Source organism: Halocola ammonii, from assembly GCF_049334165.1.
Classification (GTDB): domain Bacteria; phylum Bacteroidota; class Bacteroidia; order Flavobacteriales_D; family Sanyastnellaceae; genus JBEGHD01.
In genome coordinates this window covers 124,712-142,076 of sequence record NZ_JBEGHD010000001.1, presented here as the reverse complement: position 1 = coordinate 142,076, position 17,365 = coordinate 124,712, and the positions used below count along the sequence as shown (strand labels likewise).

At 46.2% G+C, this 17,365-nt stretch carries 19 protein-coding genes; 8 read left to right on the top strand and 11 right to left on the bottom strand.

All coding sequences use genetic code 11. From position 1 onward, the window contains the following. Window positions 1–84 precede the first annotated feature (84 nt). The gene (dprA, locus tag ABHV44_RS00605; protein ID WP_459072693.1) at window positions 85–1,188 is read left to right on the top strand and encodes a DNA-processing protein DprA; all 1,104 of its coding nucleotides are present in this window, start codon (window positions 85–87) and stop codon (window positions 1,186–1,188) included. A 2-nt stretch (window positions 1,189–1,190) separates the two neighbouring features. On the opposite strand, the gene ABHV44_RS00600 is transcribed toward dprA, so the two are convergent. The 4 genes from ABHV44_RS00600 to ABHV44_RS00585 all read right to left on the bottom strand — a co-directional run bounded on the left by ABHV44_RS00600 (window position 1,191) and on the right by ABHV44_RS00585 (window position 4,291). After that, a complete protein-coding gene (locus ABHV44_RS00600; RefSeq protein ID WP_459072692.1) occupies window positions 1,191–1,541 on the bottom strand; it encodes a hypothetical protein in 351 nt (116 codons plus the stop codon). Window positions 1,542–1,629: 88 nt separating this feature from the next. Further along, on the bottom strand, window positions 1,630–1,983 hold the full coding sequence (locus ABHV44_RS00595) for an Hpt domain-containing protein (RefSeq protein ID WP_459072691.1): 354 nt from the start codon (window positions 1,981–1,983) through the stop codon (window positions 1,630–1,632). 19 nt (window positions 1,984–2,002) lie between these two features. Then, a complete protein-coding gene (locus ABHV44_RS00590; RefSeq protein WP_459072690.1) occupies window positions 2,003–3,355 on the bottom strand; it encodes a cation:proton antiporter domain-containing protein in 1,353 nt (450 codons plus the stop codon). Window positions 3,356–3,367: 12 nt separating this feature from the next. Continuing rightward, a complete protein-coding gene (locus tag ABHV44_RS00585) occupies window positions 3,368–4,291 on the bottom strand; it encodes a hypothetical protein (RefSeq protein WP_459072689.1) in 924 nt (307 codons plus the stop codon). 125 nt (window positions 4,292–4,416) lie between these two features. Between ABHV44_RS00585 and ABHV44_RS00580 the strand changes: the two genes are divergently transcribed. Together ABHV44_RS00580 and ABHV44_RS00575 are read left to right on the top strand one after the other, a co-directional pair. Beyond that, entirely contained in the window at window positions 4,417–4,842 is a 426-nt protein-coding gene (locus ABHV44_RS00580; RefSeq protein WP_459072688.1) for a helix-turn-helix transcriptional regulator, read from the top strand. Between the two features lie 113 nt (window positions 4,843–4,955). Next, a complete protein-coding gene (locus tag ABHV44_RS00575; protein WP_459072687.1) occupies window positions 4,956–5,504 on the top strand; it encodes a DUF4199 domain-containing protein in 549 nt (182 codons plus the stop codon). Here the strand turns inward: ABHV44_RS00575 and rseP are convergent. Then, window positions 5,501–6,808, bottom strand: coding sequence for an RIP metalloprotease RseP (gene rseP / locus ABHV44_RS00570; RefSeq protein WP_459072686.1), 1,308 nt, complete (start codon window positions 6,806–6,808; stop codon window positions 5,501–5,503). The two genes, ABHV44_RS00575 and rseP, sit on opposite strands and share 4 nt — an antisense overlap. A gap of 190 nt (window positions 6,809–6,998) precedes the next feature. Here rseP and ABHV44_RS00565 point away from each other — a divergent pair, with 190 nt between their 5' ends. The 5 genes from ABHV44_RS00565 (at window position 6,999) to ABHV44_RS00545 (ending at window position 12,003) form a co-directional block, all read left to right on the top strand. Continuing rightward, window positions 6,999–9,443, top strand: coding sequence for a penicillin-binding protein 1A (locus ABHV44_RS00565; RefSeq protein ID WP_459072685.1), 2,445 nt, complete (start codon window positions 6,999–7,001; stop codon window positions 9,441–9,443). A gap of 107 nt (window positions 9,444–9,550) precedes the next feature. Next, window positions 9,551–10,255 carry a CoA transferase subunit A gene (locus tag ABHV44_RS00560; RefSeq protein WP_459072684.1) on the top strand — a complete coding sequence of 235 codons (705 nt, stop codon included), beginning with the start codon at window positions 9,551–9,553 and terminating at the stop codon, window positions 10,253–10,255. Window positions 10,256–10,266: 11 nt separating this feature from the next. Continuing rightward, window positions 10,267–10,920: a 3-oxoacid CoA-transferase subunit B gene (locus tag ABHV44_RS00555; protein ID WP_459072683.1), complete on the top strand. Its 654-nt coding sequence runs from the start codon at window positions 10,267–10,269 to the stop codon at window positions 10,918–10,920. Between the two features lie 21 nt (window positions 10,921–10,941). Next, a complete protein-coding gene (locus ABHV44_RS00550) occupies window positions 10,942–11,151 on the top strand; it encodes an alkylphosphonate utilization protein (RefSeq protein ID WP_459072682.1) in 210 nt (69 codons plus the stop codon). Window positions 11,152–11,214: 63 nt separating this feature from the next. Next, the gene (locus ABHV44_RS00545) at window positions 11,215–12,003 is read left to right on the top strand and encodes a helix-turn-helix domain-containing protein (protein WP_459072681.1); all 789 of its coding nucleotides are present in this window, start codon (window positions 11,215–11,217) and stop codon (window positions 12,001–12,003) included. 1 nt (window position 12,004) lies between these two features. Here the strand turns inward: ABHV44_RS00545 and ABHV44_RS00540 are convergent, their stop codons facing one another. From ABHV44_RS00540 to hemA, 6 genes are all read right to left on the bottom strand, one after another. Further along, window positions 12,005–12,610 carry a DNA-3-methyladenine glycosylase gene (locus ABHV44_RS00540; RefSeq protein WP_459072680.1) on the bottom strand — a complete coding sequence of 202 codons (606 nt, stop codon included), beginning with the start codon at window positions 12,608–12,610 and terminating at the stop codon, window positions 12,005–12,007. Then, the gene (gene hemC / locus ABHV44_RS00535; RefSeq protein WP_459072679.1) at window positions 12,603–14,189 is read right to left on the bottom strand and encodes a hydroxymethylbilane synthase; all 1,587 of its coding nucleotides are present in this window, start codon (window positions 14,187–14,189) and stop codon (window positions 12,603–12,605) included. The genes ABHV44_RS00540 and hemC overlap by 8 nt, the downstream gene beginning before the upstream one ends. Window positions 14,190–14,260: 71 nt before the next feature. Next, window positions 14,261–14,866, bottom strand: a complete 606-nt coding sequence (locus tag ABHV44_RS00530; RefSeq protein ID WP_459072678.1) for a hypothetical protein — start codon at window positions 14,864–14,866, stop codon at window positions 14,261–14,263. 374 nt (window positions 14,867–15,240) lie between these two features. Then, a complete protein-coding gene (locus ABHV44_RS00525) occupies window positions 15,241–15,651 on the bottom strand; it encodes a putative toxin-antitoxin system toxin component, PIN family (RefSeq protein WP_459072677.1) in 411 nt (136 codons plus the stop codon). Then, the gene (locus tag ABHV44_RS00520) at window positions 15,644–15,859 is read right to left on the bottom strand and encodes a hypothetical protein (RefSeq protein WP_459072676.1); all 216 of its coding nucleotides are present in this window, start codon (window positions 15,857–15,859) and stop codon (window positions 15,644–15,646) included. The genes ABHV44_RS00525 and ABHV44_RS00520 overlap by 8 nt, the downstream gene beginning before the upstream one ends. A gap of 57 nt (window positions 15,860–15,916) precedes the next feature. Further along, window positions 15,917–17,155 (bottom strand): glutamyl-tRNA reductase, encoded by a 1,239-nt coding sequence (gene hemA / locus ABHV44_RS00515; protein WP_459072675.1) that lies wholly within the window; start codon window positions 17,153–17,155, stop codon window positions 15,917–15,919. Window positions 17,156–17,365: the final 210 nt, after the last annotated feature.

Here is a 17,365-nt window from a genome sequence, read left to right as displayed (position 1 = left end):
AATGATACTAAAATAGCAGTTTGCCGAATGGCTTTGGTTCAATGGCCGTTTTATCTATTTTTGAGATTGCCAAACAACTTGAAAATGAACTATTCAGAAGATGTTGTCTACAAAGTAGCACTCACTCTTGTCAAAAATCTCGGTCCTATCAATGCGCGAAAACTGGTTTCGCACTGCGGAGGTGTGAAAGAAGTATTTGAAGCTTCGAAAAGTGGATTTAAAGGAATCGAGGGAGTTCGTGCCAAGCTGATCAAAGATGAATTTAATGACGACCTTCTGGAAGAAGCTCAGAAAGAGGTTGACTTTGCTGAAGAAAATGGAGTCTCGATCTACTTTTACCTGGACAAAGAGTATCCAAATCGCCTAAAATATTGCCAGGACAGTCCGCTGGTTCTCTACGGAAAGGGCAATTTGAAGATGAATCCGGGTCGGATGCTTTCAGTCGTTGGCACACGTAGGGCCACGCCTTATGGGCTTGACGAGTGCGAAAAAATAATTGGTGATCTATCCGACACAGGCGTTACTATTGTGAGCGGAATGGCTTACGGGATCGACATCTGTGCGCACAAGTCCGCATTGAAAAATGATCTTCCAACTATTGGCTGCCTTGGTCATGGCCTCGATCGTTTTTATCCTTCGCTGCACAGGAGCACGGCAGAAAAAATGATGAAAAACGGAGGTGTGATCAGCGAGTTTAGAAAAGGAACAAAGCCCGATGCTCAGAATTTCCCAAAGAGAAATAGAATAGTTGCCGGCATGGCCGATGGTGTTTTGGTAGTGGAGTCCGGTCACAAAGGAGGTTCGTTAATCACAGCCAATCTTGCTTTCTCCTACAGCCGCGATGTGATGGCGTTGCCAGGGAGAGTGGGCGACACTTACTCCATCGGGTGCAATCGACTCATTCAGGAACAAAAAGCTTCGCTGGTGCAATCTGCAGACGATGTGATGCGCGTGATGGGGTGGAACAGAGAAAGTGTAACTCCATCGTCAAATCAGCAAAAGCTGTTCATCGATCTTACAGAAGAGGAAGAGAGAATTGTTGAAGCTTTGCAGTCGGGCAAGTCGGCCATCGATGAGCTGAGTGTGGAAAGCGGAATTCCGATGAGCAAGACGAGTTCGCTACTGCTAAACATGGAATTCAATGGACTTGTGAGGTCGCTGCCGGGCAAAGTTTATGAACTGTGTTGATCTCAGTCCTGAACAGTCGGAGAAGGGAAGCGCGATTTTAAATTATCGGTGCCATCCTGAATTCTTTGAAGAATGTTTTCACAAGCCATTTTCCTGGATTCATTGCTGTCCGAAATCTTCACTGTGTCCAGCGTATTTTGTACAGCACTTTTAAAATTTCCGGTGCTGTAAGCCGATGTTTTCTTGAAAAACTCCAGTAAAAGGAAGTAGCAGTGATTCCAGTTCTTGTCCTGCATGGCAGCATCAAACTGTGCTCTGAACTTGTCGTTGCTGTTGCAGATTTTCTGACTGATCATACTCAAAAACGAGTAGTCGTCTCTCGTAATTCTGGTGAGAAGATGCAGGTCAATCATGTTTGTGCTTTCATTTATTTACACAAATAAAGTCCTAAAGTGAAAGTTCACTGGTAGGAAGCACTCTTTGGGGTGTGTAAGCGAAATCTTACACGCCCGAATCCAGCTCCTTTTCCACCTGAGAGAAAGCACGCGAGCACGTTTCTTTTACTTTGGAGAAAAGCATCGGGATTTGATCGCCAGCTTTCTGATGTGCATGGTCTTCGATTTGTTTGAAAAGCATTTGGCCTTCTACAAAACCGATTGAATCTGCGGCCGATTTCAGCTTATGAGAGTAGTACTCGATTTTTTCAAACTCGTCCTTTTCAATGTGAGAATGCAACTTGTCCAGTTCCTCTGGAGTTTGAAGCACGAATATTTGCAAAATCTCACAAACGAATTCCCTGTTACCTCCGCTGATGTTTTTCAGATGGTTTAAGTCGATGAGGTTTTCCTCGCTCATGGCGGTGTGATTTTTTTAATCAGCTCTGTTGTTGGTTGGAGCCATTTTGATTTCCAGGTTCGCTTTGGCTTCCAGGTTTTTTATCACCATTTCCTCCCTTTTCTAACTTTCCAGAGTTATCACCGTTCTGTTTGCCGTTTTGCTTTTTGCTGCTAGACGGTTGGTGGTCAGTAAGAACGGGCTTAATTTCAAGGCCGGTTTGAATCAGCGAAATAGTCATGATGATATTCGTGGTGATAATCATGAAAAGCAAAATTCCGGGTTCGAACTCATCGGTAGCCAGCTCAGCGGGAATTCCGAAGAACAGGAGAATCGTGATCAAACCTCGAGGGGCGATGTAGAGCAGAGGAAAGACATTTTCCTTTTGGAAGATCAGCAAGAAAACGAGTCGAATTACGTAGAGCATGGTGGTGAAAACCATGCTGTAGAAAACCACTTCCCAGTTGAAGATGGAAGCCAGTGTGATGGTAACACCAAAGATCACAAAGAAAAATGTTCGGATCACAAAAGCACTTTCGAGCGTGAGCAGGTGAAAGTCTTGAAGTATCCGAATCAGCACCCCATCGTCAATAAATTTCCTGAGCCTGCCTCTAAAGAAAAGCTTGTAGTTGTTGAGCATCAATCCAAAAATCAGGATCAAGATCAGTGACGAAAGGTGAATTTTTTTACCTACTGCGTAGAGAAGTGTGAGTATGGCGATGATGAGGAACAGCTTTACCTGACTCTTTATGCGCTGAAAAATGAAAATGATGATGTAACAGGCCACAAAGGAGAGCAACAGCGTAGCGATGATGTTTATCGAAACGTTGAGTATAATGTTTCCGGCTGTCTCGTCCTGGTTACCTGTTACAAAATAGAAAAACATGATCCCCAGGATGTCGCTAAATGTTCCTTCGTAAACCATGAACTCTTTTCTGTCTTTGCGCAACCCACCTACACTGGGGATAATGATTGCACTACTCATCACTGAAAGAGGTATCGCGTAAATCACAGAAGAGAGGGCTGCTCCTTCGCCTTCGAAAACAAAGTTGTAGAACACCAAAGCGATGGCTCCGGTAGAAATGATGAGCGATGCAAAAGCGACCGTGAAGGATTTCCAGATCAAGGGCCATTTCTCCCGGGTAAGCTCCAGATCCAGGGCGGCTTCGAGAACGATGAGTATCAGCCCGATGGCGCCAAGGGCTTCGAGCAAGGTATTCATCTCCGGAATGTCCAGCCCGATGTATTTTCCACCTTGTTTTATGAGGATACCAAGCACGATGAGCAGCAGCACACTGGGCACGTTCGTTTTCTTGGAAATCACATTGAAAAAGTAAGAGAGAATCACTATAAGTGACGCTGCAATTACCAGTACGTAAGCATCGAGGTTCATCAGCAGGTTGTGTTAAAAATCATCGTCATCGTCTTCCAGTAATCTTGTAGAAGGCGAGCTTTCCTGTTTTTGTTCTTCATCGGGCTGCTCGGTGCTCTTCTGTTCTTCTTCCTCTTCCGCAGTTGGAATGCTTTTCAGAGCTTCTTCTGCAAGAATCGGAAAGTAATTTTTCACGATCTGAAAGATGTCTTTTACTTCGGGTCCAAAATAGGCGTATGAAGCCGAACCCGCAACTTTTTCGCCCGACCCGTCAAAAATGGTATAGTGCATTTTCAGCCTGCGCTCTGCAGTAGTCCACTCGGGCATCTCCGGTGTGCGCATCACTTTTACATCGAGCTGAGTGATGAAAAAGAAGTAATCGGCTTCGTAAGTTTCCTGAAGGTACTCAAACAGCTCTGGCTTGAGAATGCGCGCGTCCATAAATCGTTCGCGGTTGTCGTAGTTGGAGCGAATCTCACCTTTGGCAACGTAAACTCCTCGACCTTTTTGCTTGGGATTTTGTTTTTCTTCGACCTTCTCTTCAATGCGGTCAATCACATTTTCCTCTTCTTCTTCCTCTGCACTTTTAGGGACTTCGGTGTACTTATAGCCCAGATTGTTGAAGATAAACTGAATGTCCTGGTAAACTGCTTTTTCCCCAGAGTTGATCATGTCGAACGTGTCGAACTCCTTGCTTCCTTCCATGGCCACCATTTGGCAGAGTCCTTCGCGGAAGATGTCCTTGATTTCTGGAAGTGTCATGTCGTGTTCGCTTCCAAGCTCGCGATTGATGTCGCTGAGCAGCATTTTTCCTTCGTAGGGTACGATCACCACCTTGGCCTTTGGCTGTCCGACAAAGAGATCGCGCTGTTTGGCTCTGGTTTCGTTTTGGGCATCGGCTTCCGGAGCCCACACAAAAAGGAACGACAGAAAGAGAGCGTAGACGAGTTTCTGCATAAAAACGATTTTGATCGAAATTAGGAGTTTTAGCAGAGGCTGTGAGTTAACAAGGACAGACTTTTACAAGCTATTGTGTTAATAGCACTTTACAGTCCAGAGCTGGTAATGATTAAATTTGCTCAGTGAGAAGAAAGGACTGGATCATACTTGTGGTAGCCATTTTGGCCGGTATCCTTCTGCTGGCGATTCGTGTTGTGGAGTATCGCACCATGGTTAGCGATTTTTCGCTCCAGGTTTACGGAGGGGTGATTGCCGTGATTTTCGCAGCTGTTGGTGTCGCCACAGCGCTGATTTTTCAGAAAAAGAAAACTCGTGAAAACCCAGATCCTATCTCCTGGGAACAAGTGGTCTCCACTTATGAACTCACGTCAAGAGAAAGTGAAGTTCTCAAATTGCTCTCCAGCGGTATGACCAACAAAGAAATTGCCGAAGCGCTTTTCGTGAGTCAAAACACAGTGAAAACCCACCTCTCAAATATTTACACAAAACTCGATGTGCAGCGCAGAACCCAGGCGGTTCAGAAAGTGCGCCAGTTGGAATTGAATTGATCGCCCTTTCGGGTGAAAAACCTAAATTCACCCAAACGGGTGAAGGCTTCCTGACGGGGTTTTCGTTGGTTTGCCCCAAAACTTTATAATTAATCACGAAATCAAAATCAGAAATGAAAAAGATCATTTTTATCAGCGGACTTATTGGATCTGGAACCATGATTCTAGGCTGGGCCATCATGACAATTCTCTCGGGAAATTCGGAAGACATGAATTTTGGTGCCGGAGAAATCATCGGTTTTGCCGCAATGTTTATCGGCTTGCTGTCGGTAATTTTTGGAATCAAGCGCGTTCGCGATCACGAGCTTGGAGGTGAGATCTCATTTTCCAAAGCGTTTCTCACGGGGATTTACATCACCCTGGTGATCTCCGTTGTCTACGTCATCGGATGGATGATCTACCAACCGATTTTCATGCCGGATTTTGCAGACAACTACTTTGGGCAGCAAATAGAAAACCTCGAAAACCAGGATCTCTCGGAAGCGGATTACAAGGAGCTAAAAGCCACACTCGAAGAGCAAAGAGAGAGCTACAAGAAAACCCACATGATGATCTTCTACACCTTCTTCGAGATATTCCCAGTCGGATTCATCTACACGCTCATCGGAGCGCTGGCTTTGAAGAAGAAGAGAACACAGTCAGCTGAAGTGCTTGACGCCTAGAAAAACACCCTGATAATGTCGTTTCCGTTGGCGAGAAGTAGCAGTCCCAAAAGGATGATAATTCCGATGAGCTGAGCACGCTCCAGGAACTTCTCGCTCGGTGCACGACCTGTGATGATCTCGTAGAGTAAAAACAGCACGTGACCTCCATCCAGGGCTGGAATTGGCAATATGTTCATAAACGCCAAAATCAGCGACAGGAGAGCCGTGGTGTGCCAAAATGAATGCCAGTTCCACTCGGCTTCGAAGAGGTTTCCGATGGCTATAAATCCACCAACTTGTTTGACTCCGGCTTCTGAGAAAAGAAACTTAAGCGAAACCACGTAGTCGCTCAAGACATTTCCTGCAAGTTCAAATCCCGCGGGGATAGCCTCGAGAAAACCGTATTCGATGGTTTTATACTCAAATGGGTTTTTTGGTCCAAAGCCAATTGTCCCTTCTTCCGTCACTTCAATTGATTTTTCATTTAGAGTTCCGTCTCTATAGAATGAAATGGAAATTTCCTGGTCTTTGCTATTTCGGATTTCTGAAGCAAGGTCCTGAAAGAATGGACTGTTGACATCGTTCACTGCAATCAGACTATCTCCTTTTTGCATTCCGGCAGCAAAAGCAGGTGTACCGTGAATAACGGTGTCGATCACAGCGGGAATCCTTGTGGAAAATGGAACTTTCACACCGCTGTCGATCAATAACTGTCCGAAGTCTGCTGGTATCTCAAGCGTTTTTCTGGCACCCTCACGAGTGATGGTAACAGTCGAAATGTCTTCCAGCAAAAGGTCCTTGTTGAGCTGGTTCACAGACTCAATTGGCTTTCCGTTGGCTTCTATCGGCAGGTCGCCATCCTGAAAACCGTACTGCTCCATCACTGTGTCGGGATGCACACCGTAAGTAGTGTTTTCAACCGGCAGGAAAGTTCTTCCCCAAACACCCATTATCATTGCGAATAGCAAAAACCCTAGTACCAAATTCACCGTCACTCCACCAACCATGATAATCAATCGTTGCCAGGCTGGTTTTGAACGAAACTCCCAAGGCTGGGCAGGCTTTTTCATCTGCTCCTTGTCCATGCTTTCGTCAATCATCCCGGCAATTTTCACATATCCGCCAAGCGGCAGCCATCCCACACCGTATTCAGTTTCTCCCTTCTTGAATTTCAAAAGAGAAAATCCTGGATTAAAAAAGAGGTAGAATTTTTCGACTTTCGTCTTAAACCATTTGGCTGGCAAAAAGTGACCAAATTCGTGCAGCACTACGAGAATAGATAAACTGAGAATAAGCTGTGCTGCTTTTATAAGGATTTCCATACTTGCTTTCGTTGATTCGGAAGAGCGGCAAAATTAGTAACTTGAGAGTTCTCCCCCGGCCTTTCAGCGCAAAGATTAAAGTTTTTTGTCAATCGAATTCAAAAAAGTAGCTGTAGCCCGCGTACTTTTGCAAAAGTTTAGAACTTGCAGAAACATAAATCTTCCATCACACCGTTTCGCCTTTTAAGTTATGACAAAGAAACAAGCCGGAAATAAAAGAGAGAAGAAGTCTAATTATAAAAGACTGGTGATCCTTTTTTGGATCATCATCTTGCTTCCCATCGTGGGATTTGGACTCCTGCTTTTTGCCGCCAGCAATAGCGACCTACCTAAAACGGCAGAGCTCGCAAATCCCAAGACCAACCTCGCAACAGAAGTTTACACCACCGACAAGAAGGTGATCGGTCGCTACTACCGCGAGAACAGATCAGATGTAAAATTTGATCGGCTTCCGGATCATCTTGTCAACGCCTTGATCGCAACGGAGGATGCGCGTTACTATGACCATTCGGGAATAGACTTCATCGGAACCGCCCGAGCCGTGGCCTACATGGGAAGCAAAGGTGGAGGAAGTACCATCAGCCAGCAGTTGGCCAAGATGCTTTTTACAGGAGATTATACCAAGAACTTTAAAGAACGGGTTTGGCAGAAACTACAGGAGTGGATCATCGCGGCCCGTCTTGAGAAGCGTTACACCAAGGACGAAATTATTGCGCTTTATCTCAATCGCTACGACTTTATCAATCAGGCAGTGGGAATTAAAAGTGCGGCAGAGATTTATTTCAACAAACCGGTTGACTCACTCAACATTCAGGAAAGTGCCATGCTCGTGGGGATGTTAAAGAACGCAGCCCTTTTTAATCCTTTGAGGAGGGAGCAAATGGTGCTCGACCGCAGAGAAGTTGTGATGAACCAGATGGTGAAATACGGCTTTCTGGAAGAGGCTGCCTACGACTCGCTTCGTCAGTTGCCGCTCGGTCTAGATTTCCAGAGAGTAAGTCACGATGAAGGAATGGCACCGTACTTCAGAGAGGTGGTGAGGCAGCGCGTGACCAACATGCTCGAAGAAAAAGACGAAGATGGAAACTTCGTGATGACAAATAGTGATGGCGAGCCTTATGACCTATACGGAGATGGTTTGAAAATCTACACCACACTCGACTCCAGAATGCAGCAGTACGCTGAAAATGCTGTGGAAACACACATTGCGGGAGAGCTTCAAAAAGACTTTTGGCACGACCTCACCAAACGGAGAGACAAAAACTTCCCTTTTTATAACGGAATCGATCCGCGCGACATGGAGCGCATCATGAACAGCGCAGTAAAAGAAAGTCGCAGATACAAAATGATGACCGGAAAGCTCTGCCCGGATTGCGAAAGGCCGGCTCACTACATTGAGCCGGTAATCCAGGACGGAAAAGACATGTTTCACTGTATGGAAGATGAAGGCGGTTGCGGCCACTACTGGAGAAGACTTCCGGAAGATTCTGTGATGCAGGTTTTTGAAGAGCCAACTGAAATGAAAGTCTTCAGCTACGGTGGCGACATTGACACCACCATGTCGCCATTGGATTCGATCCGATATCACAAAGCATTTTTGCATGCAGGGCTGATGTCGATGGATCCACAAACAGGTTTTGTAAAAGCCTGGGTAGGTGGGGTTGACTTTAAGCATTACAAGTTCGATAACGTTTACCAGTCGCGCAGACAGGTGGGATCTACCTTCAAGCCATTTGTTTATGCTACGGCAATTCGTTTTGGAGAACATCCTTGCACGGAGTATCCCAATCAGAAAATCTGCATCGACATGCCAGACGGGCAGCCGCAGTGGTGTCCCGACAACTCCGATTTTGAATACGGAGAAATGGTGACGCTCGAGTATGCACTTGCCAATTCGATCAACACGATCACGGCCATGCTCATCAAAAAATACGGTCCCGAACCGGTGATCAGGCTGGCGCGCGATATGGGAATCGAGAGTCCGTTGCCTGCAGTGCCATCTATCGCCCTTGGAGTTGCCGAGGTGAAGCTCTACGAAATGGTGGCTGCTTACTCAGCACTGGTGAACAAGGGAGTTTACATCGAGCCGATTTTGATCACTCGCATCGAAGACAAAAACGGAAACATGATTTTTGAAGCTTCGCCAGAGACGCGAGAGGCGCTGGATGAACGCTCGGCTTACATCACATTAGAAATGATGAAAGGAGTGGTGGATGGTGCCTACAACCGTGAAAAGGATGAAACGATGGGTACTGGAGTTCGCCTGAGAATGGACGTGGCCAGCAGAAAGTACGACAACATTAAGGCACCAATGGCCGGAAAAACCGGAACAACCCAAAATAACACCGATGGTTGGTTTATGGGTCTCACTCCCGATTTGGTAACCGGAGTGTGGGTGGGAGCTCAGGATCCTACCGTTCGTTTCTCACGAACTTACTACGGACAGGGAGCTAATACCGGTCTGCCGATCTACGGCTACTACATGCAGGATGTCTACGCAGACGACTCGCTGAGCATTTCCAAAGAGGATTTTACAGAACCCGATGTTGACATTGGCATCAATCTGAATTGCTCTGATTATGTAAAGCGCTTCAACAACTTCAATGGTGATGACGATGGTGAATTGTTTGATTAATTTTTCAAACAGAACCTAATCGATTTAGTGCGTCCTGCTTTCCTGAAGGTTCATTTCTCCAGTCCCGTCAAAATTTCTAATTTGGCGATCCCTAAAAAAGCGAAGAAATGGCTGTTATCAATAAAGTAGTTAAAGACGCTCGCGAAGGATGCGAGGGTGTGAAAGACGGCATGACACTCATGCTCGGAGGCTTTGGACTTTGCGGAATTCCCGAAAACTGCATTTCGGAATTGGTGAGGCTCAACGTCCAGGATGTCACCTGCATTTCCAACAATGCCGGAGTTGACGATTTCGGACTCGGACTCCTTCTCAAGAAAAAGCAAGTCAAGAAAATGATTTCTTCCTATGTGGGAGAAAACGATGAATTCGAGCGCCAGATGCTCAGCGGTGAGCTCGAGGTGGATCTCATTCCTCAGGGGTCGCTGGCTGAGAGATGCCGTGCCGGAGGTGTTGGCATTCCCGCTTTCTTTACTCCAGCTGGATACGGAACCGAAGTTCAGGGAAACAAGGAAGTCCGTGAATTTGACGGAAAGCCGCACATTTTGGAGTCGGCCCTTACCGCGGATTTTGCTCTGGTGAAAGCCTGGAAAGGAGACACGGCCGGAAACCTGATTTTCAAAGCGACAGCTCGCAACTTCAACCCACTGATGGCCATGGCCGGAAAAATCACTGTGGCAGAAGTTGAAGAACTCGTTCCTGCAGGTGAGCTCGACCCCAACGAAATTCACACTCCGGGGATTTTTGTTCAGCGCATCTTCCAGGGAGTGAACTACGAAAAACGCATCGAACAGCGTACCGTTCGCGAATCTTAAAGAAAAACATCATGCTAGATAAACACGGAATTGCAAAACGCATCGCTCAGGAACTTCAGGACGGTTGGTACGTGAATTTGGGAATCGGAATTCCCACCATGGTGGCCAACTACATTCCCGATCACATCGATGTTGAGTTTCAATCGGAAAACGGAATTCTCGGAATGGGTCGTTTCCCAACCGAGGATGAGGTAGATCCAGACTTGATCAATGCCGGAAAGCAAACCATCACTGCTCGCCCTGGAGCTGTATACTTCGATTCAGCTACAAGCTTTGGGATGATTCGTGGGCAGCACGTTCAGCTCACTGTTCTCGGTGCTATGGAAGTGGCCCAAAATGGAAACATCGCCAACTGGAAGATTCCAGGTAAAATGGTGAAAGGTATGGGTGGAGCGATGGATCTCGTGGCATCGGCTCAAAACATCATCGTTGCCATGATGCACACCAATAAAGCCGGAAAATCGAAGTTACTTCGCGAATGCACGCTTCCCCTCACTGGAGTGAAGTGTGTGACCAAGATTGTGACGAACATGGCCACGCTCGAAATCAAAGACGAAAAGTTTCATTTACTAGAGCGCGCTCCTGGCGTTACGGTAGAAGAAATTAAAGCTGCGACAGAAGGCGATTTGGTTGTGCCCGATGAGGTGCCGGAGATGAAGATCTAATGTCCATTATTATAACCGTCAATGGAAACAAAAGACAGTAACGGCAACATCCTCGAAGACGGGGATTCCGTTCACGTAGTAAAAGACCTCAAGGTGAAAGGCATGTCGAAAACCTTGAAACGCGGCAACGTGATTAAAAATATTAGACTTACTGGAAGCCCCGATGAGGTGGAGTGCAAAGTCGGTAAGAGCCAGGTAGTTTTGAAGACTCAGTTCTTGAAAAAGGCTTAGAATCAGTTCAACTTGATTTTTAATTTTTGCTAACTTCGCTGGCATGCTCATAAATCGATCAAAATGACCACGTTGCCGGCAAACCTCAAATTTTTGCGAAAGCAGAAAGATCTCACCCAAACCGATTTAGCCAATAAACTCGGAGTGAACCGCTCCGTAATTGGCGCCTACGAAGAGGGCAGAGCAGAGCCCAAGCTCAAAACGCTCATCTCGATGGCGCACTTTTTTAAAGTCAGTCTCGATGACCTTCTCAGCAAAAGACTCGAAACCGCCAAAGCCGGAACCTACGATCTCAACATCAAAGACAACTTGAGAATTCTCCCGGTGAGCATCGATCGCTCTGAGGGCAAGGAGTTGATTCCACTTGTACCGCAACGCGCCTCGGCCGGTTATCTGAGCAACTACGGTGACATGGAGTTCATCGAGCAGCTGCCACAATTTGAGATGCCTTTCCCGGAAATGACCCAGGATCGCACCTACAGAATCTTCCAAACTGAAGGTGACAGCATGCTTCCGGTTCCTTCTGGAAGTTACGTGATCTGCCAGTTTGTAGACGATTGGAAAACTGTGAAAGACGGTCAGTGCTGTGTGTTTGTCACTTTGGATGAAGGCGTGGTTTATAAGCGAGTAGTCAACGAAGTTCAGGAGAACAATCGCTTTGTTTTGAAATCCGACAACCCGGAATACGATCCTTTCGATGTGCCGGTAGATCAGGTGACGGAAATCTGGAAAGCGCTGGGCTACGTCACTTTTTCATTGCCCGAAGGCTTTGCTTCTTTTGACGGTCTCGGTAAGCTGACCTCAATGGTCAACGAAATTCACAACGATGTAAAAGAGTTGAAAGCGCGATAAATTACTTCGCTGGACTCACCCACTTGTTTTCTTTCACCCTGAATCGCCAGGGAAGTTTGGCGTCTTCTCCGGCATAGTCGATTCCCACTCGAGGGGAAGCGATGATCAATTCTGAGCTAATAGTTTCACCGTAATCTTCCAGCCAAATCTGGTCATCGGTCAGATCAACACCTGTTTGTTCTTTTCGAATGCCGAGAGCTTTGGACAAACTTCCGGGTCCGGCTGTAAGTCTCGCTTTGAGTTCTGTCATCTCTCTCCGCGCAAGCATTTCTTCAATTCCTTCGAGAGGTTCGGCTGCGCGAATCAAAACCGCATCGGGCTCACCTTCAATATTGGTGATGATATTGAAAAGGTGGTGTATTCCGTAGCACAGGTAGACGTAGGCAACTCCTCCTGGTTCAAACATCACTGCTGTTCGTTTGGTCTTTCGGTAGTTAAAAGCGTGGCAAGCGCGATCGGTGGAACCTTTGTAGGCCTCCGTCTCCACGATTTTTGCTGAGGTCCTGACTCCTCCTATTTCAGTTACCAGCTGTTTGCCCAGCAAATCTCTGGCAATCTGCACCACATCCTCTCTTTGATAAAATGATCTGGGAAGTTTCTCAGGCATCTTCACTCACTGGTTCCTCGAGGCTCAGCGCATAAAGGATGGCATCCAAAATGGCCAGGTCCGAGTAGTTTCTCGGAGTGGCAACCACCGTGTGGCCTCGCTCTTTCATAAAGTTCGAAGTGGAAGCACCCATCCCCACCACTAGTTGATGAGGTTCGATGTCGTTCATCATCAGGTAGGCGCTGGTGTTGCTCGGACTCGTGAAGAAAAGTACATCCGCATGAATCGGTTTGGGGTCAGCCAGCGTTTCGTAGCAGACCACATTTTCTACCTGCTCTTCGGGGAAAACGCTTTGGATTGAGCGCAAGCTCTGCTTCGACTGCGGAAACATCACGGTGCCTTTGCCAACTTTGGCTTTGAAGCTTTCTGCAATGGCTTTGGTATCGGCACCTGAGCCAGCGAAGTCGACTTTAGCGTAGCGCGACAGTTCATCGGCAGTACCCTTTCCGAGCGCTGCCATTTTCGATTTTGAAGAAGGTTTGTGCTGACCGAAAAAGTAGTGGACGGCATTTCTCGAAGAGAAGAAAATCCAGTCGGGGTCGTTGTCGTAGCTAAACGAAAGCGCCTCGGACTGAATCAGCGTAGTGTCGATCAATTTCACTCCCATATTGCTCAGCAGTCTTTTGATGTCTGAGTTTTCGGGCAAACCGCGAGAGATGAAAACTGTTCTTTTGTGTTCTTTGAGCTGAAGCCTTTTGGCGATTCCCTCAGCCACTCCTGCGAGGGTGTTGGTCTCCACATAGTCGCGCCTCAAGGGAGCATCCCAGGCATCGGCCAGAGCGGAATAAACAAAGTATTCGTCATCTGTTTTTACGCAGTACACACCAAGTGGCATTTGGCAGCCGCCTTTCATCAATTTGAGAACATTTCTTTCTACGGCAATTCTCTCAGCTACTTCTTCATCATTAAGCGATTTGAGCGTTTCAATGAGGTCTTTATCGCCCTCCCGAACTTGCAGTCCCAAAACGCCCTGGGCCGGAGCCGGAATGAAAACTGTGGGATCCATCTCAAAAACGTGCAGATCGCTTAGGTCGATGTTCAGTCGGTCGATTCCGGCTTTTGCAATCAGGATGGCATCATACTGACCGTCCTTGAGTTTTTGAATGCGAGTAGGAACGTTCCCGCGAAGGTCTTTGATCTTCGCATCCGGGCGGAAAAACAGCAACTGGGCTTTGCGTCTGGCAGAGGAAGTTCCCACCACTGGGTTGGACTTGAGATGAAATTTCAGTTTGTCTTTCACCGCGTCTGGGTTGATAAGCAGCAAGTCGGCCGGATTGGCTCTGCTACTCACGGCAGCGATGGTGAGACCTTCGGGGTTGGTCGTTTCCAGATCTTTGTGGGAGTGCACTGCCAGATCGATAGTACCATCGAGCAGCTCGGCTTCAATTTCTTTGGTGAAAAATCCCTTGCCTTCCATCTTGTCAAAACTAAGGTGCTGAATCTTATCGCCTTGCGTTTTGATGATCTTGATTTCTGCTTTTTCACCCAGCTCGGTGAGGCGATCTTTCACAAAGTTAGCTTGCCACAAAGCGAGGTCGCTTCCGCGCGAGCCAATGATAATCGGTTTCTTTTCTGCCATAGCTTGCAAAAATAAGAATGTGGTGGGGATGGAGGTCTTTTAAAAACGCCTTCTGGGCGACAAAATTTGAGCTAGTTTGATTTCTTAGGAATTGAAGATGGAGGCCTGAGTTTATTTGGGTGAGTTTCAGACCAGACACTGTGGACTGAAATAGGGCGGGAGGTTGAAGGATCGTTTTCGAGATACTCGATAACCAGGCTGTCTTTAGTTAATAGAGGAACATGATGAAAAGACTTAGTTTGTTTAAATGTTCCCTCGTAAACATGACCTTTCACTTCGTAGAAATATTTGACATAAATCTTGTGACGCCCAATAATTTGGAATGGGCGGGTGTTGACTACCTCAGCTTTTGTTTGCACAGTATTGTTTAAGTAGTACGGTAAGTTTCCGCTAAAAGAAATATAAACGAAAGTTGGAACGATCAGAAAAGTGAGAGACGCGAGAATGAGACGCACCAATCGTTTCTTCTTTTCGATCCGATCAGCTTCGAAATATTTGTTTTTAATGACTCTCTTTCGGGCATTGAGATCTGGAGTTATCACCTTACCCCGATTGGTGTCTAATCTGTTATTTGAAAAAGCTTTGTCTGAGGGAAGAGAAATCCCCTGGGAAAAATGAAATAACATGATGTTGACCAGGTCATCAATAGATTTTGGCTTTCGGTTTGAAATCTCCATAATGCCATTGACTTCACAGTGATAGGAAAGTCCATCCTTGCTCAAGTCTCCGCCAACTGCGGAGAAATTATCTCCCCGAACTAGCAGTACTTCATGAAAATTATTCCAATTGAGGGACAGGATTTTCTCACGGATAAATTCCGAAGTGAGATTTCTGGAAAATGTTTCCAGGTGTTCTCCATTGCGATATAGGATTGAGAGTTCCAGAAGTATCGAATAGTTTTTCGACCTCCAAGCTAATCGTTTTGACTAAATAATTGAAATGTGACTGTTCGAACTCGGTATCAGGAATCAACTCCGCCCCTTACTCTCCAAAATCACCTGCTTGGCCATTTTTCGTAGGGACGCTAACTTGTTTCTTTGATAGTCTCAAATTAGGAAAACAATTGTTCAAATTCGGAAAACCTGATTATCTGGGTGCCGTCAAAATTTTTTAAGACCAGCAAGTCGTTATCGCCAGTAATGAGATAATCGGCTTGCCCATCTTTAGCCAAATCAAGAAGGAAGTTGTCCTTTTCGTCCCGGCAAACTCGAGTTCGCGATGTGCAGATAATCAACTCAGAGATATTTTCTATTATCAAAAGCAAATTTTCAATGTCCTCTTTGGAGAAATATCTTGAAAACTTGGGACGATTGAGGACTTCAACCAACTCAAGAATCAATTCTTCTGAAAATATTAGGGCAATTCTATTCTCAGAGATCCGCCTTTCGAAAACTTGGTGACTTTTAGTGATTAGAAATGAAACCCAGAGATTGGTATCAACTATGACCCGGGATTTACTCATTGCGTTTCTTCCTTACATCTTCGACCTCTTTTGTGATTTCATCAAGAGACAAGGGCTCCTGAGACTTCGATCGGATTTGTTCTAGAAAGGCGGAGAATTCAGTAGAGTCATATTTCTCTGGACGAATTCTTATAAGCTTCAATTCCGCCAGAGCCTTTAGTAACTTTTTAGCAGTGGGGTTTAATATATCTACTTTGATGGAGTCCATACGACTGATTTTATCTAAAGGTAAGAAAAAGGACTGACCTAACATCAGACAAAACTATCAACTCCGCCCCTTACTCTCCAAAATCACCTGCTTGGCCATTTTCATGGGAACGCTGATGTATTTCTTTTCCATGTAGCCCATGATTTTTTCGAGGACTTCACGGCTTTCAGAGTCGAGGCCTTCGAGGTCTTTGGCGAAGACTTCACCGATGGCTGTCTCGCGAATTTCTTTGATCGCTCTGGGGATATCGCGCATAGCGATCTCAATCTGACGCTGCTCGTGCATTTTGTCGAACTCGGCCATGCCTTCCTGAACCAGTCTTTCGCAGCGCTCAACTTCTTTGGATCGCTCAGCGATGTTTTTGTCGGCTACAGTTTTGAGCTGCGGCATGCCGGTGTAGTCGATGTCGTGGATGTTGGTCAGAGTAGGATCCACATCGGCCGGAAGAGCCAGGTCGAAAATGATTTTGTGTGTGTCTTCACCTTTGGTGAGCTGATCGTAGATTTTTTCTGTGATCACTGCTTCGTCAGAACCGGTGCAGGTGATCATCAAATCGAAGCCGCCTTCGTAGGTCGAAAGATCTTCGAGAGAAATGGCTTTGCCGTTTTCGAAAAGGTCGGCAATTGATTCAGCCCTGTGGAGGGTGCGGTTGGCAACAGTCACGTTTTCGAACTTCCCTTTTTGCAAAAAGCGGCTCATGTTGCGGATGATCTGTCCGGCACCGATCAACAGCACTCTGGAGTCTTTCGGGAGTTTTTTGGAAAGAATTCGTTGCCAGGCCAGCGAAACCACAGAAACCGGTTTGCGAGCGATGTGCGTGTCGGTGTAAATTCTTTTTGCCGAAGCGATGGTTTGCTTGATCACCAATCTGCAGAGGTCGCCTGAAATTCCGAACTGACGGCTTTCTTCAAATGCTTTGCGCACCTGCGTGATGATTTCGCGTTCGCCAATCACCATCGAGTCGAGCGATGAAGCTACTTTGATGAGGTGCTCGAGCGCAGCACGACCCGAGAAGAGCTCAACTTTGTGCACGATGCGCTGAAGAAAATCTGGATGCACATCGCTGGAGAGTTCCTGAAGCAATTCTCTTGCCTGGCCCATGCAGTAAAAACGGTTTACCGAAAGGACGATCTCCACACGATTGCACGTGCTGAGAAACATCAATTCGTCAAATCCGAATTTTTCTTTGATTTCCTGCAGTCTCGATTCGCGTTCGTCATCGGCAAGGTGAAACTTGCCAATGTCTTCGAGGCTGAGGTTTTTATGGGTTAATGCAATTACTTTTAGCTCTTCCACGCAGTTCTTTTTTCAACGTTGACAAAGATCGAAACCGAATGTCTCCATTTTGTCACGAGAATGTCATAGAGGTGTTGTTTAGAACTGATCTTTGTCATGTCTTTTTTAGAAACTGATGATCTGAATCATTTTCCTAACTCTCGCTATCAGGAGTTAAAGTTGAGAAACTGATCAAATATTCTTTCCTTGCAGAATTCTAACCAAAATATT